This is a genomic window from Synechococcus sp. MEDNS5 (assembly GCF_014279875.1).
In the GTDB taxonomy this organism is placed as follows: Bacteria; Cyanobacteriota; Cyanobacteriia; order PCC-6307; family Cyanobiaceae; genus Synechococcus_C.
The window spans coordinates 1,378,000-1,400,013 of sequence record NZ_CP047952.1 but is presented as its reverse complement, the minus strand read 5'-3'; the positions used below and the strand labels follow the sequence as shown (position 1 = coordinate 1,400,013).

Annotated in this window: 20 protein-coding genes, 1 tRNA gene and 1 pseudogene; 7 read left to right on the top strand and 15 right to left on the bottom strand. The window is 57.9% G+C overall.

The annotated features are described in order from the left end of the window. Positions 1–14 precede the first annotated feature (14 nt). The gene (locus SynMEDNS5_RS07530; RefSeq protein ID WP_186582821.1) at positions 15–215 is read left to right on the top strand and encodes a hypothetical protein; all 201 of its coding nucleotides are present in this window, start codon (positions 15–17) and stop codon (positions 213–215) included. Between the two features lie 17 nt (positions 216–232). Here the strand turns inward: SynMEDNS5_RS07530 and SynMEDNS5_RS07525 are convergent, their stop codons facing one another. Next, positions 233–565 carry an RNA-binding protein gene (locus SynMEDNS5_RS07525; RefSeq protein ID WP_186582820.1) on the bottom strand — a complete coding sequence of 111 codons (333 nt, stop codon included), beginning with the start codon at positions 563–565 and terminating at the stop codon, positions 233–235. Positions 566–753: 188 nt separating this feature from the next. On the opposite strand from SynMEDNS5_RS07525, the gene SynMEDNS5_RS07520 reads away from it, so the two are divergent. Further along, positions 754–1,008 (top strand): hypothetical protein, encoded by a 255-nt coding sequence (locus tag SynMEDNS5_RS07520; RefSeq protein WP_255440068.1) that lies wholly within the window; start codon positions 754–756, stop codon positions 1,006–1,008. Here SynMEDNS5_RS07520 and SynMEDNS5_RS07515 read toward each other — a convergent pair. The 7 genes and pseudogenes from SynMEDNS5_RS07515 to SynMEDNS5_RS07485 form a co-directional block, all read right to left on the bottom strand. Beyond that, on the bottom strand, positions 1,005–1,283 hold the full coding sequence (locus SynMEDNS5_RS07515; protein ID WP_186585899.1) for a hypothetical protein: 279 nt from the start codon (positions 1,281–1,283) through the stop codon (positions 1,005–1,007). The two genes, SynMEDNS5_RS07520 and SynMEDNS5_RS07515, sit on opposite strands and share 4 nt — an antisense overlap. Beyond that, positions 1,280–3,106 (bottom strand): DEAD/DEAH box helicase, encoded by a 1,827-nt coding sequence (locus tag SynMEDNS5_RS07510; RefSeq protein ID WP_186582819.1) that lies wholly within the window; start codon positions 3,104–3,106, stop codon positions 1,280–1,282. Before SynMEDNS5_RS07510 ends, SynMEDNS5_RS07515 begins: the two co-directional genes overlap by 4 nt. Positions 3,107–3,208: 102 nt before the next feature. After that, complete coding sequence (locus SynMEDNS5_RS07505; RefSeq protein WP_186582818.1) at positions 3,209–3,580, bottom strand: phosphomannose isomerase type II C-terminal cupin domain; 372 nt, start codon at positions 3,578–3,580, stop codon at positions 3,209–3,211. Then, complete coding sequence (locus tag SynMEDNS5_RS07500; protein ID WP_186582817.1) at positions 3,580–5,178, bottom strand: ATP-dependent RecD-like DNA helicase; 1,599 nt, start codon at positions 5,176–5,178, stop codon at positions 3,580–3,582. The genes SynMEDNS5_RS07505 and SynMEDNS5_RS07500 overlap by 1 nt, the downstream gene beginning before the upstream one ends. Then, entirely contained in the window at positions 5,175–8,840 is a 3,666-nt protein-coding gene (locus SynMEDNS5_RS07495; protein WP_186582816.1) for a UvrD-helicase domain-containing protein, read from the bottom strand. The genes SynMEDNS5_RS07500 and SynMEDNS5_RS07495 overlap by 4 nt, the downstream gene beginning before the upstream one ends. Then, the gene (locus SynMEDNS5_RS07490; protein WP_186582815.1) at positions 8,837–12,154 is read right to left on the bottom strand and encodes an exodeoxyribonuclease V subunit gamma; all 3,318 of its coding nucleotides are present in this window, start codon (positions 12,152–12,154) and stop codon (positions 8,837–8,839) included. The genes SynMEDNS5_RS07495 and SynMEDNS5_RS07490 overlap by 4 nt, the downstream gene beginning before the upstream one ends. Further along, positions 12,148–12,803, bottom strand: a pseudogene (locus tag SynMEDNS5_RS07485) (metallophosphoesterase). Before SynMEDNS5_RS07485 ends, SynMEDNS5_RS07490 begins: the two are co-directional and overlap by 7 nt. 86 nt (positions 12,804–12,889) lie before the next feature. Here SynMEDNS5_RS07485 and SynMEDNS5_RS07480 point away from each other — a divergent pair. After that, positions 12,890–13,135, top strand: a complete 246-nt coding sequence (locus tag SynMEDNS5_RS07480; RefSeq protein WP_186582814.1) for a hypothetical protein — start codon at positions 12,890–12,892, stop codon at positions 13,133–13,135. A gap of 27 nt (positions 13,136–13,162) precedes the next feature. Beyond that, positions 13,163–13,534, top strand: a complete 372-nt coding sequence (locus tag SynMEDNS5_RS07475) for a hypothetical protein (protein WP_186582813.1) — start codon at positions 13,163–13,165, stop codon at positions 13,532–13,534. Positions 13,535–13,771: 237 nt separating this feature from the next. Here SynMEDNS5_RS07475 and SynMEDNS5_RS07470 read toward each other — a convergent pair whose 3' ends face one another. After that, positions 13,772–13,966, bottom strand: a complete 195-nt coding sequence (locus tag SynMEDNS5_RS07470) for a hypothetical protein (RefSeq protein ID WP_186582812.1) — start codon at positions 13,964–13,966, stop codon at positions 13,772–13,774. A gap of 431 nt (positions 13,967–14,397) precedes the next feature. Between SynMEDNS5_RS07470 and SynMEDNS5_RS13250 the strand changes: the two genes are divergently transcribed. The 3 genes from SynMEDNS5_RS13250 to SynMEDNS5_RS07455 are packed head-to-tail and all read left to right on the top strand — an operon-like array spanning position 14,398 to position 15,807. Next, positions 14,398–14,661: a response regulator transcription factor gene (locus SynMEDNS5_RS13250; protein ID WP_186582811.1), complete on the top strand. Its 264-nt coding sequence runs from the start codon at positions 14,398–14,400 to the stop codon at positions 14,659–14,661. Positions 14,662–14,714: 53 nt separating this feature from the next. Continuing rightward, positions 14,715–15,521: a tetratricopeptide repeat protein gene (locus SynMEDNS5_RS07460; protein ID WP_255440067.1), complete on the top strand. Its 807-nt coding sequence runs from the start codon at positions 14,715–14,717 to the stop codon at positions 15,519–15,521. Continuing rightward, on the top strand, positions 15,472–15,807 hold the full coding sequence (locus SynMEDNS5_RS07455; RefSeq protein ID WP_186582810.1) for a hypothetical protein: 336 nt from the start codon (positions 15,472–15,474) through the stop codon (positions 15,805–15,807). Before SynMEDNS5_RS07460 ends, SynMEDNS5_RS07455 begins: the two co-directional genes overlap by 50 nt. Positions 15,808–16,120: 313 nt before the next feature. Here the strand turns inward: SynMEDNS5_RS07455 and SynMEDNS5_RS07450 are convergent, their stop codons facing one another. The 6 genes from SynMEDNS5_RS07450 to nrdJ all read right to left on the bottom strand — a co-directional run bounded on the left by SynMEDNS5_RS07450 (position 16,121) and on the right by nrdJ (position 21,974). After that, positions 16,121–16,321: a hypothetical protein gene (locus SynMEDNS5_RS07450; protein ID WP_186582809.1), complete on the bottom strand. Its 201-nt coding sequence runs from the start codon at positions 16,319–16,321 to the stop codon at positions 16,121–16,123. An 830-nt stretch (positions 16,322–17,151) separates the two neighbouring features. Beyond that, positions 17,152–17,637: a DUF6790 family protein gene (locus tag SynMEDNS5_RS07445; protein ID WP_186582808.1), complete on the bottom strand. Its 486-nt coding sequence runs from the start codon at positions 17,635–17,637 to the stop codon at positions 17,152–17,154. 1,123 nt (positions 17,638–18,760) lie between these two features. Continuing rightward, positions 18,761–19,063: a DUF3104 domain-containing protein gene (locus SynMEDNS5_RS07440; RefSeq protein ID WP_186582807.1), complete on the bottom strand. Its 303-nt coding sequence runs from the start codon at positions 19,061–19,063 to the stop codon at positions 18,761–18,763. 249 nt (positions 19,064–19,312) lie between these two features. Then, positions 19,313–19,456 carry a hypothetical protein gene (locus SynMEDNS5_RS07435; RefSeq protein ID WP_186582806.1) on the bottom strand — a complete coding sequence of 48 codons (144 nt, stop codon included), beginning with the start codon at positions 19,454–19,456 and terminating at the stop codon, positions 19,313–19,315. 25 nt (positions 19,457–19,481) lie between these two features. Further along, positions 19,482–19,566, bottom strand: a tRNA-Ser gene (locus tag SynMEDNS5_RS07430). Between the two features lie 71 nt (positions 19,567–19,637). Beyond that, entirely contained in the window at positions 19,638–21,974 is a 2,337-nt protein-coding gene (gene nrdJ, locus SynMEDNS5_RS07425) for a ribonucleoside-triphosphate reductase, adenosylcobalamin-dependent (protein ID WP_186582805.1), read from the bottom strand. Positions 21,975–22,014 lie beyond the last annotated feature (40 nt).

The following is a 22,014-nucleotide window of genomic DNA, read 5'->3' as shown; positions in this document are numbered from 1 at the left end:
AACGAGGAGGACCTATGGCCCGTTCACGAGACAACACCCGATTCAATCGTTACCTGGCGAAGAATCATCGCCAAGCGTTGCGGGGAATTGTTCCATCACAGCGTCAAGACGCCGTTCATGTTCCTGCGGTTGACGACAGCGATCGACTGATGCAGCGAGCGATCAGCCTTGATCAGACTCTGGATCTCTTTTTGGAGGAAGAGCCGGCTGAATGAGCCGGCTCCGGCAACGATCACCAGCGGTTTCCACCGCCTTCGTAACCGCCGCCGCCGCCACCGCCGCCGTATCCACCGCGGCCGCCACCGCCACCGCCACCGGTGCGCTCGCGGGGTGTGGCCTTGTTAACGCGGATCATGCGACCCATCCACTCAACGTTCTGAAGGTCATCGATGGCCTTCTGTTCGTCTTCGTCGGTGTTCATTTCCACGAAGCCGAAACCGCGCTTGCGGCCGGTTTCGCGATCGAGGGGAAGGCTGGCACTCTTCACCTCGCCGTACTGGCTGAACAGATCGAGCAGGTCTTCCTGCTCGGCCTGAAAGGAGAGGTTGCCGATGTAGATGGTCATTTCCTGGTTGGACCGATGGACATGTGATCAGTGAAGCCGTGGTCCGAATTGGAAAGTCCTTGATGCTGAAGCCGGAAAGCTGAAGCCTGGGGGAGCGAGCCGTTCAGAGCCGAACGCTGAATCTGATGCATCTCCAAGTTACAGCTTGGCCTGTAGCTGCGTCACGGCAATCTGGAGGAAATCGGAAGATGCGCGGCTTCAGCCCCCGATCCCGTCATTGTCAGGAGACCCTGACGGAGTCGCCGGTGTCTGGACTCAGCCTTCGTTGCCTTGGATGGACTGCCGACGGTGAGCTGATGGCAGCTGATCAGTTTGAGCTGCTGCAGGAACTGATCACAAGCTCCCAGGCCGATGTGCAGATCGAGATGATTCACCTGATCGAGGCCACCGTGCTTCGTCAGCCCTGCGCAAGCCTCGACATCACACCGACGCCGAGCTTTTAGAGCTTGTAGCGCGCGGCTGCTTTCTGCTTGCAGGTGGCCTGGGCAGACTGGATCGAGCCTCCTGCGTTCACTTCATCGAGAAAGCATTTGCAGGTGTAGTCGCCCATTCCCGCCGGGGGGGTCTTACCGGCATGGGACATGGCGGCGTTAAAGCCAGCCAGGCACAAACGGGTGATCGTGTCGTTCTCTCCCGCTGCAACAGCGGGAGAGAACGGTGCGACAAACAGGCTTAGTGCCAGGCTGAGGACAGAGAAACGAGCGTTCATCAAAGTCAGGAGGCTTGGGTGATCTGCAGTTCTCGATTCAGCACCTTCAGGCGTCGGAGTGCATTGAAAACATCCTCGGGCATCCCCTGCGGAAGATCGACAAAACTATGGGATTCAAAAATCTGAATTCGGCCGATCATGCGGCCCTGAAGGCCTGACTCGTTGGCGATGGCTCCCACCAGATTCCCGGGCTTGACGCGGTCCCGGTGGCCAACCTCCACCCGGTAACGCGTCATGTTCTCTTCAGGCGGGCGGGCATCTCGCTCGGGGCGACGACGATCCCGTCCGCGGTCCCCCCCCCGCCGGTCATCGCGGCGGTCGTTACGCACAGGTGCCTGAAGCCAACTCTCATCACCACTCACCAGAAGCGGTTGATCGCCAACGGCCAGTTTCAACGCAGCTAGAGCCAGTTGATCTGCTGTGAGCTCCTGCTCCTGGCCCACACTTTGAATGAGTTCCTGCAAGAGGGAGGTCTCGTCATTGGCTTCGCAGGCGGCAGCCTGACTGAGACGATCCCTGAGTCGATCCAACCGGCTCTGATTGATCTCCGCGTTGCTCGGAATGTCCATCGGCTCGATGGACTGGTTCACAGCACGCTCAAGGTTGCCCACAAAACGTCGTTCGCGCGGCGTGACGAACAAAATCGCTTCCCCTGTTCGACCGGCGCGTCCGGTGCGGCCGATGCGGTGCACATAAGCCTCGCTGTCGAACGGCATGTCGTAGTTGATCACCAAACCGATGCGGTCCACATCCAATCCGCGTGCAGCAACGTCAGTCGCCACGAGAATGTTGACGGTCCCCTTGCGCAGCCGATCCACGGTGCGCTCTCTCTGGTTCTGCGGAACGTCTCCATTGAGGACGGCCACATCGTGTCCCGCTGCTTCAAGAGATTCGGCCACCGTGAGGGTGATCGCTTTGGTGCGGGCGAAAATGATCACGCCCTCACCGGTGACCGCCTCCAGAACCCGGTTGAGTGCTTCGATCTTGTGGGAGTTCTGCAGGGTGATTGAGCGCTGGCGGATGCGCTTCGCCTCCCGATCCTTGGTTTTGATTGTGATTTCAGCCGGTTCGCGCAGGTAACGCTTCGAAAGGCGGCGGATTTCGTTCGGCATCGTTGCCGAGAAGAGCACCACCTGCCGTTCCTCGGGGAGCTGGTCAAGGATCCACTCCACGTCGTCGATGAAGCCCATGCGCAGCATTTCATCGGCTTCATCAAGCACCAGGCTGCGAAGCCCGGTGGTGTCGAGGGTGCCTTGTCGCATGTGATCCATCACCCTCCCTGGGGTGCCCACCACCACATCGACCCCGCGTTTGAGGGCATGGATCTGGGAGCGGAAATCGGATCCCCCGTAAATCGCCAGCACGTTCAGGTGGGGATGACCGGCGGCATAAGCCTTGAATGAGTCAGCCACTTGCATGGCCAGTTCCCGGGTTGGGGCCAGCACCAGCACCCGAGGTTGGGTGCTGCGACCGTCCAGACGCTCAAGCAGGGGCAAGGCGAAAGCCGCTGTTTTGCCCGTGCCCGTCTGGGCTTGACCCACAAGGTCACGACCGAGCATCAGCTCGGGAAAGGCTGCTGACTGGATCGGTGAGGGTTCCTTGTAGCCCTTGGTTGCCAGGGTTTGCAACAGCGCTTCGCTGAAGCCAAATCCGGCAAAGCCAGACGCTTCCTCAGCGGACTCTTCATCGCTTCTCTCTGCAGGCTCGGCGTCGTTGCAGGGAGCGATCACGGTGGTGAACAGCTCCTCATTCGGCAGTGATTGAGGAGGATGCTCAGAAACAGTGAGATCCACGGCGCAAGGCACTGCGGCCTGCGGGGGTGTCTGGGTCATAGGAAAGGGCTCTCAGCCTGATTGATCCTTCAAATCAGGCTTGCAACGTCCCATCGGCAAATGCCGCGCAGTATTGCTTGCCGTCTGTTCAAAGGTGAATCTCTAATTTATCACCCGGCCAAAGTCATCTTCCAGGCGTTCGATATCACTTTCCTCGAGTGTGCTCCCGTGTTGAACTTCGATGATCAGGAGATCGCCCGGCCCGCCAATGGCGCGGTGTATCGAGCCGCAGGGAATGTGAAAGGTGCTTCCTGCCGTCGCGTCCACCGAGTGGCCATCACAGAGCAGCTGTCCCGATCCAGCCACCACGGTCCAGTTCTCGCTGCGATGGCGATGGCGCTGCAGGCTCAGTCTGCAGCCCTGGCGCACCAGCAGTCGCTTGAGTTTGTAGCCGGGGCCTGAGAGCAGATCTTCATACCAACCCCAGGGACGTTCCACCCGTGTTGACACGCTTTGAACCGTCGCCGCTTGCATCACAGCATGCCGTCAATGACGGCATGCGCCAGGCGGTACAGCATCAGCCGTTGGCGTGCACGGGTTATCGCTGTGTAGAGAAGGGATGAAGCATTCGACGCATCCTGCGGGGGCCACAGCACGACCACGTTGGTGACCTCACTTCCCTGCGCCTTGTGGATGGTGAGGGCCAGAGCTGGCTCCAGCTGGCGGATGCGCGCAGGATGAATCAGGCGGAATAGGTTGCCTGCATTGCCGTCGTTGCAGCGGAATAAAAACCGTCGCGACGCACCCTTGCCGATCGTGAGACCCAGGTCGCCATTGGCGAGTCCTAGATCCATCTGATTTTCACTGCACAGCACCGGCAGACCTTCAGGCCATCCCGCCGGATCATCCTCCTGGAGCAGCTCCCGATGCAGGGCATCAACACCCCAGGGGCCCCGGCGGCGAGGACAAAGAACAATGAGATCGTCGAGCCGACTGAGCAGTTCTGCGCTGATTATCGGGTTGGGTTGGCCCTCTGAGTCCGTGGACAGCTGGACCGTTGAGCGGGCGAGTTCCGCCAGACGGTTTCGCAAGAGTTGAATCACGGTGTCGGGGATCAGACGGTCATGGCAGATCTGGAGGGCGACATTTGCCTGTTGATCCAGCCCGTTGCATGCGTTCCAGAAGGCCTCTTCCCCCGCGTTGCGCAGCAGGCTCCCCAGCCGTGCCAGATCCCCTCTGTTGCGATAGATCCGGTGCAGGCTGATGGCAGCAGCACCGAAACGGTGCCTGCGTTCTGGGTGCTGGAGGTGTTGCCAAACCGCTCCAACGCCGATGGGCGGCAGTTGGTTGGCGTCTCCCACAAGCACCAGTTGTGCCTCTTGAGGCAGGGCTGCCAGCAGTGCCTGAGCCAGGTTGAGATCCACCATGGAGGCCTCATCAACCACGAGCAAATCAAGATTCAGGGGGTGCCGGCTGTTACGGCCGAAGCCCCCTGGGCGCGCTTCCAAGAGGCGGTGCAGGGTGGTGCAGGGCAGGCCCTTGGTTTGCGGGTCGCTCTGAAGGGCTTCCTCCAGGCGTCGGGCTGCCTTGCCGGTGGGTGCAGCCAGATGGATGCGCAAGGCCTCGCGTTCAGCCATGGCCTGGAGCAGCATCGCCTGCACGGTGCTGGTCTTCCCCGTCCCCGGGCCGCCGCTCACCATCACCAGGCGATGGCGTGTGATGGCTTGGACGGCGGCCCGTTGCTCCGCATTGAGCGTCCCAAGATCTGGAGGATTCATGGTGTCGGCTCGGCTGCCGCTGGGCAGGGCGTGACTGCGTTCGATCAGTTCCAGCTCCAGGCACTGCATGGCTTGATGCCATCGCCTCCAGTGCAATTGATCGCCATCGAGAACCATCACCTGGGGCGGATCAGTCAGCCACCCGCTGCGCTCGAGGAGCTCGCGCTGGCTGTCCTCGATGCTCAAACTGGTTTCTCCCGCGCTGAGAGCTGCTGTGAGTGCCTGAACGAGCTCTTCGAGCCCCTGTTGATCCTTTGGTGAGAGGTCGGTCTCAGGTGGACGGCGGCGGCGGAGCATGGCCATGACTCCATTGGCGAGTCGTTGGCTGAGTTGTGCGCTTTCGCTGCGGTTCATGGCTGGATTCCTTGGAGCAGCTGGTTCAGGCTTTCAATCCGCTGCAACGGTGCAGGTTCAATGATCACGCCACTCCCCCCCCGCTCGCTGACACCGCGAAGAAAGACGTAGGCATAGCCACCGAGATGGCGATCCGGGGAGTAGTCGACCAGGCGCCACTGCAGGAAGCGATGCAGGGCCACCAGGTAAAGGTGGGCCTGAAGTGGGTAGTGGTGCTGGAACATCTGCTCCTCCATCGCGGATTGGGTGTAGTGCCGTGGGCCGCAATGCAGGGGCTGTCCTCCGCCGTCCCGCTCGCCGATCCAGTTGCTCTTCCAATCGGCGACCCACCAGCGGGCGGTGGTGAGGTCATCCCCATCGGTGAACACCAGATCGATCGAGCCTGTGAGGAAGCCCCGGCTGTGAATGTGCAGGGCCTCCAGCTGAGCGGCATAGTCCGCACCGAACCGCCGGTGGGGGTCGCTGCGGAAGGCACTGGCGAGAGCCGATGCCCGCACAGCTCTGCCCGTATGGGCCACTGGAAGATCGAAGCTGAGTTCATGCAGGCGCCGACCGTTGTGGAGATCAGCCAGGCGCAGACTGCTGAGGGGGCCGCCAAGGGGTGAGTGGAGCACCGTGTTGATGGCCTTGAGAACGTCATCTTTCAATGTGAGATCCAGGCCGGAACGACTCAGCTCGCGCTCGACGAGCTCATGGTTGCTGGGTTGCTCGATCGGCTGATCGAAGGGAATCTGCTCCAGGATCCGGTGCAAGCAATCGCCTGCTGACGCTCCACGCGGAAACGTACCGAGAAAGCCAGTGCGCGGCAGTGGCTCTCCGCATGACCCCTCGTCTGGTGCGCGAGTGGATGGTGCGTCGGTTCCGGCATCCACATCCCGGCCTTCCTCAAGTTCGAGGGGGTTGTTGCGATTGCTTTGGTGTGGGCTGGAGGCACTGGCAATCCATGCCGAGTAGCTGCTGCGTCCCCAGGAGCGATCCATGGCTTCCTTCGGTACCGGACCGCACTGAAGCGACTGTGGTTTTCTCGATGGGCTCCAACGCAGGTTTGGAGGGATGGAACGGGGGTGATGCACGCTGATTCGTGGATCGTCATCGCCTACGAGTGCATCCAGCCAGGAATCCAGAGGATTGCCGCTGGGGTTGGCTTCACCGGCACTAAAGAGCACCAAATGTCGTTCAGCGCGGGTGACCGCCACGTAGGCCAGGCGTTCGGCCTCCGCCCTGCAGTCCAGGTCATCGGCGCAGGCGGCTGCTTGGCCGCTTCCCCAGTGCGGATTCAGGGCCACCCTCCAGCTTCCTGAGCGATCACCTGCGGGAAGACGCCACAGGGGCCCTTTGCCAGGAGATGGCGCCTCCCAGAGGTAAGGACAGATCACCACGGGATATTGCAGACCCTTGCTGCGGTGCACCGTGACCACGGCCACTGCGCTGGCCGCCAAATCGCTGTACGGCTGACGCTGCTCCGGCACGTTATCCGGAGGATGCAGGCGTTGCCGGCGCAGCCAGTCGGCTCCACCTGCAGCATTGAGCCCCTGTCGGTGCATGGAGTCCTGCACCAGGCGTGCGCACTGCTGCAGATCTCCCAGGAGACGTCCGCGGGTCGACAGGTCTGCCAGGGTTTCCCCTTCCAGCAGCTGGGCCAGGCAGCCCATCAGTCCGAGCCGAGGCAAGGCATCGGCGAGGGCCTGGAGCTTGGCGGCGAACAGGTCGAGTTGCCCGTTTCGATCGCAGGCTTCCAGGGTGTCGGCAGGCCATTGCATCAGGGCTCCTGCCGCCAGTCGACGCAGTCGCTCATTGTCCGCCGGGCGGGCCAGACCATCGAGAAACCATTGCAATTCACTGGCTCCACGGCTGCTGAGCACATCCCCGGGGCTGATCAGGCGGCTGGGCAGCCCCACCCTTGAGAGCTGGTCGCGGATTGCTTCAGCTTGCCGGTGGCGACTGACAAGAATGCACAGGTCTGCAGGGGTAAGGGAGGTGTCGTTGCCCAGGATCTGCAGCAGCAGATCCGCAGCGTCGAAGGGGATGCTCGCCTCCAGATCGGTCCGGCTCCTGCTGCCGCCGGCATCATCGGGATTGAACGCGAGGACCTGCAACGGTGCCTCGTCTGCGGGCAGCGTCAGAGGGGTGCAGCTGGCCTTCGCCGATACCGCTGGAACGGTCAGTTCGGAGTGCTTGAGTCCTGGAGACATCAAGCGATTCATGGCCTCCATCAGTGGAGGTGTGGTGCGCCGGTTGTCGAGCAGATCGTCGATGCGATCGACCTGATCGCGTGCGCTCTTGTAGGTGTTGAGATCGCCACCACGAAAGCGATAGATCGCCTGTTTGGGGTCGCCCACCATCAGCAGGAGATGGTCGCTGGAGGCAAAGGACTGGTGCAGGAGTTTCCACTGCAGCGGATCGGTGTCTTGAAATTCGTCGATCAATGCAACCTTGTAGCGGGTCCGCAGGGCTGTGATCCACGCTTGCGACCTGGATGGATCCGTGGGGTTCAGGGCATCCAGCAGGCCGGAGAAACCCACCACTCCGCGACGTTGGCGTCGTTGATCGATCTCGTGCAGACCGCGCTTGAGCAGATAGCGCCAGGTCTGCTCCCCTGGACCATCCCAGAGCGCAGCGATGGCTTGCATCAGCTCAGGTCGAGGCAGGCTTGGGGTGGTTTCGCCGCATTTGCGGGCTGTTTTGGAGAAGACGCCTGGGTGGAAAAAAGTGCCAAGAATGGCCTGATTGCGCACGTCTGCGTAACGAATGAGTAACGATTGCGTGTCGCCAGTGCTGTCGAGCCAGCTGCTCAGCAGGGCGGCGCGATTCTTTGTGGGTTTGCGGCTGTAAGGCTTCGTGTCCTTGCAGCCGAGGCTGTGCCATTCCTGGGCGCAATCACGAAGGCACTGCTCCAGTTCAGCGCTTTCGCTGCTCCACAGCTCGCAGAAGTGCAGCCATCGCTGCTTGAGCCAGAGGGGAAAGACATCCCGCAGAGCGTCCTCAGGATTAATGGCCTCGGCGTCTTCGGCGATGCACACACCGCAATCGCCATCAAGACGCAGGAGCTCAGCCGTCAGGGTTTCCTCCCGCAGTCCTGTCTGCAGGAGCCCGGCGACATCCCCGGGGTCAAGCGTGAGAACCTGTTCTCGCCAAAGGTCATGGGCCACCTCCTCCACCAGGGTCTGAGGGTCATCGTCGAGTGAGAGATCCAGGCTCCTGCCACTCTCCAGGGCCTGACGTCGCAGGGTGCGTCGGCAAAAGCCATGAATGGTGGTGATGTCGGCTCGCTCAAGCGCTTCGAGAGCTTCAAGAAGCAGGCTGGCCTTGTTTCTACGCCCTGCTCGATCGCGGCCGTGCTCCTCCAGCCACTCCTGGAGAACCGCATCGCTTGCCGTTGTTCCGCCATCGTCTCCCTGTTCAAGACGCAGGAGTCCTTGAAGTGCTCCGTCGAGTCGCTTGCCGATGCGGTCGCGCAGTTCATCGGCCGCTGCTTCTGTGAACGTCACCACAAGGAGTGCATCGAGTTTGAGCTCTCTTTCCACCACAAGCCGCATTGCTAAATGGGCCAAGGCAAAGGTTTTGCCGGTGCCTGCGCTGGCCTCCAGCAATCTCAGCCCCGGGGTGAGCGGGTAGCGGTTCGGCTCAAACCGGATGGTGCGTGCTTCCTCTTGGCCTGTCATTGGCTTCTGGCCTCGAGAAGCGGGGCATACAGGCTGTCGAATGCGCTGTCGAATCCTGGGCTGTTCAGGAGATGTTCCGCATCACAACCCTCACCGAAACAGGCCTGGAGATCACTTCGCTCCCGTTCTGCCCAACGCTTGACCCCGCCATGCCAGCAGGTGCTGAAGGCGCGGTCGGCTACATCCTTGCCTTTGGCCAGGGTGACAGCCCTGGCCAGTCCGCTTTCCGGGGGGATCGGCCAGCAGATCCGGAGCCCCTCATCAGCCAGTGCAAACAGGTCGCTGAGCAATCCATCAGCCAGCTGCGGCTCCATTGGCATCCAGCGCATGGCGATGGAGAACGTCTCGGCTTTGCTGCTGCTGTCACCGCGGCAGACCACCACGGTCGGAGAGCCTCTGCCCTGCCGCTGGTTCAGCAGATGCTTGAACCAGCCCTCGAGCACGGTGCGGGCCTGAAGCTTGGAGGCGCTGATCATCACAGCGGTCTCCCCCGCCTTTGGCAGTGGTGGAATCGCGAGCCCCTCCCATCGCGGAGGTTGCTGCAGGGGGCCGATGCTGAACAGGGCGGTCTGCAGGTTTTGCCAGCGCTGTTCCAGGCGGCTGTCGTCCAGCGCCCCCCCAGCCCCAGGCGGCAGCAGCCCCCGGCCGCAGCTCCATCGCATCCAGTCTCCAGATTTGGAGATGTCCCACCGGGCTTCAGGGTCTCTCGTGAGCCCATCGAGCTCATCACGCAGGCGCTCGGTGATCACGGCGCGGAGTGCTCGTTCCGGTAGGGCCAGCGGTGATCGATCTTCAACGGCATCACACCATTCCCCAGCTTCGATGCCCCGCTGCCGGAGCCAGGCCCGTTGGGGAGCCTGCAGCCAGCGTTCCAGCTGTTCCACTTGGTCGCTGTTCAGCGTGTTGGCGTGCGCTGCCGCGGGCTTCGCTTTCAGGGTCCAGTGAATGGGCAGGGCGAGGCCGAGGGGGGCACGACCTGGAGCCGGGCGTTGCGGATCATCGAGGCACTGCCTGGCCTGAAGCAGGCGACGATCACAGCTCAACGCATCCGTTTTGGCAGGGATGAAGTTGGCTGCGTCCAGTGGGTTGGCCGGTGGTTCGATCAGCACCTGGGCCATCGCCTCCTCGCTGAGCTCCTGTCGCAGCAGGCTGAGCCACTGCTGCACGGGCGGACAGGGTGGCAGCGTGTCTCCGCGTCGTTCATCACGGCTGCTCCAGCTGATCAACAGGTGCTGACGGGAGGAGAGCAGCGCCTCGAGCAGCACGTAGCGATCCTGATCCGTACTGCTTGGATCCCCAAGCCTCCGCTGCCGCTCCAGCAGATGAAATCCCGGGCGTTCCTGTGTACGAGGAAAGGAGGCGGCATCCAGCCCCATGAGCACGATGACCCGATGGGGAATGGCACGCATTGGTTCGAGGGCGCTCACGGTCATGGCACCGCTGCGGTGCCCGAAGCGGCCACTGTCGGCCGAAAGTGCTTCCTCGAGAACCGCGATCACCACTGTGGTTTCCAGGTTGAGTTCGCAGTGGCCTGCCTGCAGCACCCAGCTGTCCAGGCATTGCTGGATGGCTTGCAGTTCCCAGTCCCAGGTACCACCGTCGCCGAAGAGATCGGAGAGCAGCCGCCGCAACCGTTCCACCCACTCAGAGCAGCTTCCGCTTTGGCGCAACTGAGAGATCGATCGTGCGACCTGATCCAGGAGCGGCCACCAGCGCTCGAGCTGCTGAAGGCTCAGATCCGGCAAAGCGGGAGCACAGGTGCCGAGTGCCAGGCCAGGCTCATCGGGGAGGATCAGGCCGATGAGCCAGCGATCCAGGCACCAGCGCAGGCTGTGGGTGTCATCGCCATGGCGTTCCTCACGATCGAGCCCCCAACGGAAGCCGCTGCGTTGCAAGGCAGCGGTGATGTCCATCGCCTCCTGTGCTTCGAGACCCTGAAGACTGAGAAACGCCGGATTGGTCATCAGTGCTTCCAGTCCGGTGGCGGTGAGACGCTCCGCACTGAGCTGAAGCAGGGTCATGAAGGCCTGCTGCAATCCAGGGCTGTTCTGCTGACTGCGGTCGGTGAGGCGCCAGGGCAGATCCACTCCGGTGGCGTCCTGGTCAGAGAGCACGGAGGCCAGCAGCGGTGCATAACGCTCAACATCAGGCGTCATCACGAGGATGTCCCGTGGTTGAAGTGTGGGATCGTCGGCCATCCAGTGAAGAATGTGATCCCGAACCAGCTGCACTTCCCGCCAAGGACCTGCACAGCCCATGAACAGCAAGGAGCGATCGGAGCTCTTGCGCTGCAATCGAATGTGTTCGGTGCTTGCGAGCTGCTGTTGCAGCTGCTCCAGCAAGGACCCCTGCCGGCCTTCGGAGGCTGCCATCGCCACCGGGTCGGCAAACAGATCAGCCTGATCCGTGCTGCTGAGCAGACAGTCGCCACTGCCCTCCAGCAGCAGCTGGAATTCCCCTCCCATGCGGCCGAGGATGGCTTCCAGTTTCGGGGCCTCGATCAGCCAGGTTCCATCTGGGGATGCGGTCCAGTTCTCCCCCAGTTGGCGCCGTCTTCGCGCTGATCGCTCCCACAGATCCGGACAGGGCGTGAGCAAATAAAGCTCCACCTGCATCACCCCGGCAAGCGCCTGAAGCAGATCAATCTGCACTGGGGCGAGATTGCTGAGACCGAACAGCCTCAGACCCTTCGGCAGCGGTGTGGCTGGCGCTTGCCCCAAGCGGAGTTGATCAATGGCCCGTTGAACCTGTAAGCCGAAGGGATCGCTTGGAAGCCGGTCAGCGAGCGCACGCACGAGAAGCGGCTGCCAGCGCAGAACGTCCGGGAGGTTTCCCCCGTCATCGCCGGCCATCCAGCCGGCGATTTCCTGAGGTCGGTAAAGCGCGTAATCATCCACCGCATCCGCCAGTTGGCGTGCGAGCAACCACTGCTCCCGCGACAGAACCTCGGATGCAGTGCGGTGACTGTCCCACCACTGCCTGAGCTGTTCAGCCTCCTCGCGTTGCATCAGTTGCGGAAGCACAGCGAGCACCGTCCAGACCAACCGTTCGGCTCGCCAGGGATCATCAACTGGGGGCTCCGTGCTCAGCACGGCTTGCACCAGTTGGCGGAGGCGGCTCCCGGGAAAAGGGAAGCGCACGAGGGCGCTGATTCCGTTGAAGCTGGCCAGTCGTTCGCCAAGCCAACGGCTCGTAGGCCAGGTGTTGACCACAACCTCCACCTGTTCGAAAGGTGCGGGAGGGTTCAGATTGAGATCCTGGGCGAGGAGCTGAGCCAGAAGCTCTGCTCTGTTGCTGCGATAAATCCTTAGCAAGGCAGCCCTGTGGCCAGTTCCCTTTGGTGAGAGGGACTTTCAGAGATGGCCCTCGGTCCATGCACCTGAACCACCGCATCGGTTTCAGGGCAAAAGGCCGTCAGCAAGCCGCCGTAGACGGCGCCGGTGTCGATCATCACGATGTGGCCTTGGCACTCAACAGCTGGTCGCGGGGTATGACCGACAATGACCCTGCCGTAGCGACCGTTGTAGTGATCCCAGAAGGGTTCACGGATGTGCAGGTCGGGGCGACCGGAGTCGTCAAATCCGGCGTGGGGGCGACCCATCCCTCGCCCTGGAACACCTCAGGAAGCTGCCGCAAACGCTGCAGCCACTGACGCGAGAGACCGTCTCCGAGTTGGCGATAGGTGTCGATCGTCAAGAGTTCGCCATGGCCGCTGGCGGGGGATTGCTCAAGTCCCTGGATCAAGGTCTGCTCGTGGTTGCCGCGCAACCATGTGGCCCGTCCTGCGCAAACCAGTTCCCAAACCAGATTCATGCAGTCGGCAATGGCTGGACCTCGATTGATCACATCACCGCAGAAAACCAAGTGGTCGTTGAGCGGTAGAACCGACAGCAACCTGACCAGGGTTTCGTGGCATCCGTGTACATCACCGATGACCCAGTGTTGTCCCTGAACGGCTGCCATCGTCATGAACAATCTCCAAAGATTCTGCCCGTTGCGGCTGCTCCTGTCAGCGAAGCTGGTTACGGTGAGCGGCTTTCGTAACCGTTATGGATCCTCGTGCACTGCCTGTGGCCCGTCGGGTCGCCCTGTTGGTTCAGGCTCTTGATGGAGCGAAAAAAACAAACGAGGCCCTGGCCCGCTGCAGCGACGGTGAGGAAATGCTCGATGTTCTCTTGGGGGCGTCCCAGAAGCTTGGGCTGGGCCTGACGCGTGAGCAGTTGAGCAACACCCCACCCATTCGCGACTGGGTTTGGTGGAAAAACAAGGAGGCGCCGATCACGATTGGGCGTTGAACGACGGGTTGTGTGTTTATGTTTAAATTGGGTGAAATCGTATGGAGATCAATTTTGCCGCGAATCATCTCCGTACTTTTTGCTGGGCTTTGGAGTTTGGCCCCCTTAGGTTTAACTATCGGTGCTTCGCCCTCGCAGGCATCTTCACCTCAGGATGAGGGTTATGAATATATTGTGGATGCAGAAGATGGAACTTTGTATTTTGCGAAAGTTGAAACAAAAATCGCTGGAACAGTTGTTATCAAAATGCGAGTAATTAATGATCCAGATACTGAAGATAAGGATTATACTATGATAAAAGCCTTCAAGTGTCGAGAACGGCTTGTGAAAGGTGATGGTCAGTGGAATCCTGTTAAAAAAAGTTCTGTGGGTGCATACATGCTCGACTTTGGCTGCTAAAGATTCTATCTGGATAAATGCTTTAAATTGATTGTTTGACGCACTGTTGTCTTGTCTGGTTTGGTTCGGTTGGTTTTTAAGTTTCTCGGGTGAATCGAGTCTTTTCTTGGCGTGATTAGGGAGTGGTGGACTTTACTACGCGGCTTGCTTCTGGACAACAGTTTTCTGCTTTGTCAACTCTCTCCACCAACGAATAAAACCCCGCCGATTAAACGGGGCGACGCTTTAAGCCAAACCTCAACACCCTCCCCTGTGATTACCACCACCAGCAATGGCGGTGAGAGCAACAGCATCCAGCTCGATGTCATCAAATTCGTCGTCCTCATCCACGGCATTGAGGAAGCCCTGGACCTCATCAACGCTGATGGTCATGCCTTGTTCAGCGGCAATCTCGACCATGCGCTGAAACGACGCCTGCGGGTCCTTGGTCATCAGGCTGAACAGCTCGGACTGGGTTTCAGCTGGCACCTGTGCCCGTAAGGCACGAAACTCCTTAAGGGTCGGCATGGCGACGATCGCTAGTGCCCAAGGTTAATGGTGTTCTAGGTATCGGTCAGCCCTTCATTTGACGGTGGCAGTGCTTGAAGGTGTCAGGGTCATTGGCTTGCAGTGAAGCAACCAGTTCAGCCAGTAGGAACAGTGCGATGCGGGTGTCTTGAGGCATCGGTCAGAAACTAGAAGAGGGTTATTCCATATCTCTGATTGAGAGGGTCAAACGTGACTCGCCAGGTACCAACTGCCTTTTATTCACCGACCGCGAATCTGAAGCAGTAGTCCGTGACGCCATTAATTCTGGCGCTGCTGGTGTTTGCTTCTACAGCGCCATCGGCCTGGGCGAAGAAGGTGACTTGTTCCAATCGCTCATGGCGATGAAACGGGGCGGCGTCTATTACCCGCCCGCCATCCGTGAAACGGCTGCATTTCCGATCAAGCAGTTACCCGACCTGAGTGCCCGTGAGCTTGATGTCTTGAAGCAGCTCTGCCTTGGGCTCTCTAATAAAGCCATTGCAGAGGAGCTGGTCCTTTCAACAGAGACTATCAAGAGTTACGTCTCCCAAATCATTGGAAAGATGGGTGCAACGGACAGGCTTAGCTGTGTCGTAATGGCGATACGGTCTGGTTTCTAGGTTTGAGCTAGGGCCCCGTAGGTGCCTGTGCTCAGGATTTCTTCGTTGCTAGTATGAATATCTGTGCGCTCAAAACGCCTGTGAATACGACTAAACCTTCCTTCACAAGAACCCATCCAATACCACGCAGGACCACTGCCATTGCTGCAGCATTGTCTGTGCTTGCTCTTGGGTCGCCGTTGATTACCGCTTGTTCTAACCCTTTGGCGGTCAATTCGTTTAATAGTGGATTGGATAAATATAACCAAGGTGATTATCAAGGAGCAATTGCTGATTACAATAAGGCAATAGAGATTAATCCTCAGTATGCCGGTGCTTACATTAATCGTGGCAATTCTAAGTACAGATCAGGGGATCTTCAAGGCGCAATTGCTGATTTCAATAAGGCAATAGAGATTGATCCACGGGAAGACAAAGCTTACAATAATCGTGGCAATTCTAAGCTCAAACTTGGGGATGTTCAAGGCGCAATTGCTGATTACAATAAGGCAATAGAGATTAATCCTCAGGATGCCAATGCTTACAACAATCGTGGTTCTACCAAGGATGATTCAGAAGATTATCAAGGAGCGATTGCTGATTACAATAAGGCAATAGAGGTTAATCCGCAGTATGTCTCTGCTTATAACAATCGTGGCAATTCTAAGCGCAAACTTGGGGATGTTCAAGGCGCAAGTGCTGATTACAATAAGGCAATAGAGATCGATCCTAAGTATGCCACTGCATACTCTAATCGTAGTCTGTCCAAGTATGCACTTGGAGATAAAAAAGGTGCCTGTGATGATGCGAGAAAAGCAGCAGATCTTGGTGATGAACGCTCTGCTGAACGAGTTAAAGAATGTTTGGCAATGGGTTTTTGATCACATGAAAAAGATCACTGAAGATAAACGATACACCCTGCTTGTAATCATCTCGGATAACGATTACACGGACAGTATTCTTGGTGACGCGGATGCTGAAGCCAAGTGGGAGCCTGTCGTTGACAAAGCAACAGATACAAAGCTTTGGAGATTTACTGCCGGCAAAGCTTTGCTTGATGGCAACGGTGAGCGTCTAACAACAGAACAGCTGGCTCAAGCGTTTGGACTTGACCATGAAATTCTTACCACCCATCACCAAGGCAAAGGGAGAGGCGGCAACCATTAAAAGGCCGATTAGTTGGCAAACATTACCGCTGTGAGAAGTTGCGTTACGTGCCTTTGCGAATTGGTAGTTAACTTCATCCTCAAAAGAGCTATTAGCGGAGATGTTGGATGGTCTATCCATCTACTCATGGATTGGATCTAAAGGTTTGAGCAGCAGGTCGTACGCCTTCTTAAAGAGATTCATAGTGAGTGCCTTTCGGCTGTAGTGGCTGGTGTCTCTCACTTTAAAAACACTATTGCATTTTGCACGGTTACCCCCTCCCCGTTTAGGTAGATTTTGGTGAGATTGCTCTGAGTGCAATCCCCCAGTTGAGCTAAAGGCTCACCCCAAGGTGCCAACCGACCAGCCTGTCCGCTTCTTCTGTTGTGAGGATTGGGTTCAGTCCGTCGAGCATCAGCTCAATCACTGCTGGCTCACCAAGCTCATGGACGCCTTCAGCAAGCCAGCCCTTGAAGCCATCGGGGTCGTTGGCACGTAGCGACAGGAGCAGTTCCTGCAGCAGCGCAAGGGTCATCTGGGTGTCGAGTATCCTTGGTGAGAAGCGACTGCTTAGAGCATTCCCCCGTTCAGGTAGTCACAGTCTCGGATCTATCCCCCAAAAAAATTGAGGTCATAAAAAACTCCTTTCATTAGGTTTTACACTTCACGCATCGAACCGGTGCAACGTCACAGGAAACAATGCAACATATTATCAATGTTCTTTATTTCACGTTTATTTTCTATATCGTTCTCGAACTGTTTCTTAGATTGAATGCCTACTGTGAACGAGTTGGAAGGAAAAGACTAGAAGCAGAGGGTAAGCGTCATAAAGGTCTTTGCAGAGAGGCCAAAGGTCTGATGGTTTGCTATTCGTTACTGATTAGTCTTTACTTTTATGTTACTTACTTCTACCAATTGGGAATCATAGTTATTCCCAGAAGATTCTGACTTACCCCTAACAATAAAATGCATTTCAAGCAATCCATAGCTCCTGAAGCAGAGCCAGCTTCATCTGGGTGTCGAGGGTCATGGTTCAGATGTGTCTGCCTGCAGTGTTCCCCGCTCTGCTCAAGCAACAAAAACCCCGCCATTGCTGACAGGGGCTAATTGTGAATCAAGCCAGGTTGAGTTGCTCTGCTGTGCAGGGGGAAGTACCGCTGTTGATTGTGCCGTCAGGGCAGGTTGTGTTGCCCCAAATTGTGCTAGTCAGGTACGACCCCAACGCTGTGCTCAGCAGGTTTGCGCAAATCAGGTTCGCGCCTTCACAATTAGGCAAACATTGTGGAAGTGATTCATCAATGAATTGTGACGACCAGATAGCCGTTTATTGCTAAGGCGGGTCAGCTCAAGATTCAATTAAATTCATTAAGAAAGAGCCTTGATTGCAAACCAAAACGTACATATTGCATACGCTAAATTTGCAAGTTTGCTTCCGTATCTGGGATTTTTAACTTCTTTCAACTCAAGAAGGTGTAAAACTGCCGCTTGGAGCATATAGATTCCGACGAGTAGCACCAATGCCCCAAGGGTTTCTGTATCCCATCCTTGGAAAATGCCAACGATGGCTACAACACCCCATGCGAGATTTGCAAAACCAACTTCAAGCTGAAAGTCGTTTCGTTGTCCATAGTCCCAGCCCATTCGCACCGCATCGCTTCTGTGAAAGACGGCATGCCGAATAAAGGACAAAAGTCCTACGCCTCCGATAGCCCACCCTGATATCCATTGAGTTGCAGTTTCGACATCTCCAGAACCAATGGAGTTGAAAGCATTCCAGAAGCCAATGCCACCGATAATCCATGTGAGCTGCAATAACACTTTGGATACTTTTGGATTGTTTGTTAAAGGCATTGTCGGGACAATCTATTGCTTTATGGTGGCATAAGCATCTTCAAATAGCAATCTTAATTTCTCCCCTAGTGCCATTCAGGGCAAGAAGGCGTAATCCTTAGCGAGCGGAACAACAAAAGCCCCGCTATTGCTGACGTGGCGACGGTATAAGCAAAACCTCAGCAAGGTCCCCCTTCGCCTCTTGCGCCACCAGCAATGGCAGACAGGGCAACAGCATCTAGCTCGATGTCGTCAAATTCTTCGTCGTCTCCATTGCTCTCAGGAAGCCTCTGACCTCCTCGTTGGACACCGATATCCCCTAATCGGCAGCGATCTCCACCATGCGGCGAATGGAGGCATCGGGGTCTGAGGTCATCAGCTGGAACAGCTCCCCTTGAACCTCAATGGGTACACCATCACGCGATGCCTTGAACTCTTCCAGCTTACGGGGTCAATCTCACAGTCAGCTGGCTTGCACTGGCTGTCATACGAGCAGGCATTCGCGTTCTTCAGCGGTGAGGGGAGTCGGCTGATCCAGCAGCTCTGGCTTTCTGCCGATCACCAGCGTGCACATCGGCCTCTAAGAGCGGTCTGAGTGCGCTCTGGGCATCACTATGGAATCTCGATGGTTGCTGTGGTGGGTCGCCAGTTGCGTCTTTATTTCATCGTTCATGCCATCCTTGTTTTCGTTTGGTTGGGCAGTGGGCCTGGATCCTTCTGGCCGATTTGTTCGATCGCCTTTTGAGGCATTTCTTTGCTGATCCAGGGATGGAGTGTCAGCCACCCTGGTCGAGCGCTCCTGAAGGATGCCAAGGCAAGATCAGCGAATTGAAAGACGCTTTTCTTGAGGATTCAAACATGAAACACCCGTTTTAAATGGGTGATGGGATTGGTTTGGTCACCCCCGCGCAAAATCCAGCGTTCCGTACTGCCGCTTCTTAGTAAGGCTCGGAAGTCTTCAGCCTCAATCAGAATGCCTAACTCAACCGATAGCCGAACAATTTGCTCTGGAGTGTTAGCGATATAAAAATTTCTCTGCACCTCCGGGTCGTCTTCAACCTGTAGGCAGAGGTGATCCAGTGCGTCCAGTAGGGGTTGTGGGGTCCTATCCGTCTTGCCCTCCCGAGGCAAGTTCCAACAGTACTCAGGCAGCAGACCCCCTCGACCCATTCAGGCCTTTCGGTAATACGTGGGTCACCAGATCAGCGTTGACCCAACGGACAACACCCGTGTCCACATCAGCGATCTGGAACAGCGTAAAGATGGCTGGATCCCTCGCTCCTCCGTTGCAGTGGAGCACAAGTCCCATCCACCAGTCTTTGTCCTGCGTTTCTCCCACCAGGGAATCGTGTCGCACGATCACGGTCATGCCTGGCTTTAAGCCAAGGAAGATTGGACGGTGCTCAGGATCCAGCGGCTTTGGGAGCGGGGAGTGCTCTTCGGACATTGCACAAGCACAGGTGTACTAACGCTAGCCGGGAGGCGCTTTTGTTGCTCAACTTGCCGGCGGACCCGGTGGTGATGGCGATCGATCAGTCCAAAAGGGCTACGGATTGTCGATATCGAGACTTTCAAGGCCAATCAAGTTGCGTGGGTTGAAGAAGAGGGGCATGCAATTCAATCAACTCAGACTCGTTCAATCACAGCGCCGAGACTTCGATGATCTGAGGGATATGGTTGCGTCGTTCGCAGAAATTTATTGGTCTTGTTGTTGAATTTTGGCTGGCTGTTCCTTTGGTACTGAGTCGAGCAACACCACATCGAGTTCACCAATCCAGGCCACGATTGCGATCAGTCCAATGATTGATCCCAAAGCCAGTACCAGTCGGTTCACGGTCATGGCTTGGTTTCACTGTGAAAAAGAACGGAGAGGGTGGGATTCGAACCCACGGATGCTTTCACATCGCTGGTTTTCAAGACCAGAGCCATCAACCACTCGACCACCTCTCCCAACGCAACCCTCAAAAAGGGTTGAAAAGACATCTTAAAGGAGTCCCTTTGCAGGGACTCCTCCAGCGTGGTCAGGAGTTTGGCTTGGCCAGAGGAAGCAGACACTTGTCGGAATCGCAGCCAGCAGGGCCCGCCTCGCTGATCTCACCCATGTCGTAACGCTGCAGGGCTTCGAAGAAGTCCGAGCTCACGCGGCGCTGGATCACCTCATTCTGCATGCGCTCATAGGTGTCGGCATCAATGGGCTCGAAGGGGAGCCGGGGGAACGTTGCATTGGCGTCGAAACGGGCCAGCAGGGCCGCTGAGATGTAGCCGTCGCCGTTTTCGATGGTCTTGTGAAGAGCATCGGTGAGGGTTTCGATCTCGTGCTCGCGGAACTCGATGGTGGCTGAGGTGTTGTGCGCGGTGTAGTGGGTCTGCACCTGCATGTAGAAATCGAACTGCGCCATGGCCGAGAACGCGTTGATGTCCACAGCATCGGCACCGGGAAGATTGGCCCAGCTCACTTCTGTTGGGATTTCCACCAACCATTCGGTGCAGCGGGGATCGAAGGGATCATCCAGCAGGCGGCCCTGATCATCTTTGTCAGACTGAGAGGGCACCACGGTGTAGCCGTAGTCCATGCAAGCCATGGCCACGGGGTCGTTCTTGCGGAAGGTGATCCGGCGGGTGAAGCGCTGGGCTTTGGGGGGGTGCCAGCCGGGTGCTGCACCGGTGAGCAGGCTCTTGGTGCCTGCGGGTTGCACGGTGGTGCAGCGGTTGGGGCGACGCAGGCCATGGCGGTCGCAGTACTCCCAAACGGCCTCATTTACCGTGGCTTTCCAGCGGGAGAGGAACTCGGCTTCCCGCTGCTTGAACGCGAGGCCTTCGTCGGTGTCGGGACGACCGGCTTCCCACCACTGCAGCCAGGGGGTGCCGAAGGCATGCACGAAGAAATCGAACAGGCCGGTGAAGCTCACGCCCACAATTGGATCCCAGGCACGGCTCTGGCGGTAGCGCTCCACTTCGAACTGATGGTTCAGGAGGCAGGCCACTGACAGCGCAGCGGCTCTGAAAGCATCGCGCTGGCCCTCGTCATCGCTTGGGTCGATCTGATTGAGGTGGATCTCCGCCAGGTTGCAGTGAAAATCGGCACCGAGAATTTCGCCGCAGGGGTTGAGGCCGTAACGGCCAAGGCGATGCTCCAGTTCGGCCGCATCCATGGGCCCGTGGTGAAGATCGAGCCAGCGGCTGGCCTCGTCCCGGCCTTGATCGCAGTAAATCTCGATGAACTCCCGGCGCAGTTCCGGTGTGTTGAGGAGATCGGCGTTTGAGCGTGCGATCGCCTCAGGTGCGAACTGAATGGCACCCTCGCCACTGTGGAATTGGCGAGTCACAGCCTCCAGCAGTACCTCACGGGTGGGACGCGTGTGGTACACGCGGGTGTGATTGGCCATGCGCAAGGCGTCCCGTTCCGGATCGATGCGCCAGTTGCCGTCCCCATCCTGTTGCCAGAGATTGTCCTTGGCACCGGCTGCGCTGGAGTCGTTAGAGGCGAACTGACGCATGCCAGCGCTGCGACGGATGTTGCCGGCAACGATGGTGACGGCGGCTTCATCGATGAGCAAGCAGCACTCAACGGAGGTGAGTTTGCGGCCGACCGCTTTGCCGAGAAGCCGGGCAACCCTCCCATACAGGTCCTTGAGCTTCACCGGATTGGCCATTCCGCCAAAACCTTTGAGGGTTTCGCCGACTGGACGCACATCAGACAGATCCACATCAACCTTGACGGTTCTTCCTGCAAACCGTTGATCACTGCTGAGTTCAAGCAGTAGTTGGTAGCTGTCGACCCAGCCGCGACGGGTGTCGCCGACCTTGATAGAGACAAGGTCTTCGTTGATGGTGTGGCTGGTGTACTCCTGGCGCTGACCCGCCGGGGTGACGCCGATGTCGGAAACGTTGAGGATTTCGATCGGGTTGCTGACCACCGGCAATCGGTCGATCAGATGGGGCTCGATGATGGCGCCAGTGCCACAGCCCATCATGGCCAGGTCCATCATCAGGCCGAAGGCTTCCCAGTCCACGAGATTGGTGGATGTGCAGTTGTAGGCGCCCGAGAAGTTTTCTTGTTGTTCGATCCAAGGTGTGCCGCCGATCCACAGCCACCGTCCTGATGGGAGCGCTTTCTTCTCGGCCTGCATCCGAGCCATCAACTCCATTTCCTCGGTGGTGAGGTTGCCGAGCTTCTGCAGTCCGCCAAGGTTGCGTGCGCCGACCTGCGTCCAACTTTCCCGGCCCACGCTGCTGCGACGGCTGTAAGTCCGATAAAAAACGGGATTGGCGGCGGGGGCAGTTGCAGGGAAATCGCCATTCCCAGACAGCGTTGTTTTGGTGTCCGAGCTGACGCTGCGGCTTGGAGTCAGGGTCACAGGAGTTGTGGTCAGTGCTCGCACCCTAACGCCAGCAATG

Coding starts and splice junctions, on each gene's coding strand:
- SynMEDNS5_RS07530 (WP_186582821.1), top strand. CDS start 15: ATGGCCCGTTCACGAGACAACACCCGATTCAATCGTTACCTGGCGAAG.
- SynMEDNS5_RS07525 (WP_186582820.1), bottom strand. CDS start 565: ATGACCATCTACATCGGCAACCTCTCCTTTCAGGCCGAGCAGGAAGAC.
- SynMEDNS5_RS07520 (WP_255440068.1), top strand. CDS start 754: ATGCGCGGCTTCAGCCCCCGATCCCGTCATTGTCAGGAGACCCTGACG.
- SynMEDNS5_RS07510 (WP_186582819.1), bottom strand. CDS start 3,106: ATGACCCAGACACCCCCGCAGGCCGCAGTGCCTTGCGCCGTGGATCTC.
- SynMEDNS5_RS07505 (WP_186582818.1), bottom strand. CDS start 3,580: ATGCAAGCGGCGACGGTTCAAAGCGTGTCAACACGGGTGGAACGTCCC.
- SynMEDNS5_RS07500 (WP_186582817.1), bottom strand. CDS start 5,178: ATGAACCGCAGCGAAAGCGCACAACTCAGCCAACGACTCGCCAATGGA.
- SynMEDNS5_RS07495 (WP_186582816.1), bottom strand. CDS start 8,840: ATGACAGGCCAAGAGGAAGCACGCACCATCCGGTTTGAGCCGAACCGC.
- SynMEDNS5_RS07480 (WP_186582814.1), top strand. CDS start 12,890: ATGGATCCTCGTGCACTGCCTGTGGCCCGTCGGGTCGCCCTGTTGGTT.
- SynMEDNS5_RS07470 (WP_186582812.1), bottom strand. CDS start 13,966: ATGACCAAGGACCCGCAGGCGTCGTTTCAGCGCATGGTCGAGATTGCC.
- SynMEDNS5_RS13250 (WP_186582811.1), top strand. CDS start 14,398: ATGGCGATGAAACGGGGCGGCGTCTATTACCCGCCCGCCATCCGTGAA.
- SynMEDNS5_RS07460 (WP_255440067.1), top strand. CDS start 14,715: ATGAATATCTGTGCGCTCAAAACGCCTGTGAATACGACTAAACCTTCC.
- SynMEDNS5_RS07455 (WP_186582810.1), top strand. CDS start 15,472: ATGAACGCTCTGCTGAACGAGTTAAAGAATGTTTGGCAATGGGTTTTT.
- SynMEDNS5_RS07450 (WP_186582809.1), bottom strand. CDS start 16,321: ATGACCCTTGCGCTGCTGCAGGAACTGCTCCTGTCGCTACGTGCCAAC.
- SynMEDNS5_RS07445 (WP_186582808.1), bottom strand. CDS start 17,637: ATGCCTTTAACAAACAATCCAAAAGTATCCAAAGTGTTATTGCAGCTC.
- SynMEDNS5_RS07440 (WP_186582807.1), bottom strand. CDS start 19,063: ATGTCCGAAGAGCACTCCCCGCTCCCAAAGCCGCTGGATCCTGAGCAC.
- SynMEDNS5_RS07435 (WP_186582806.1), bottom strand. CDS start 19,456: ATGACCGTGAACCGACTGGTACTGGCTTTGGGATCAATCATTGGACTG.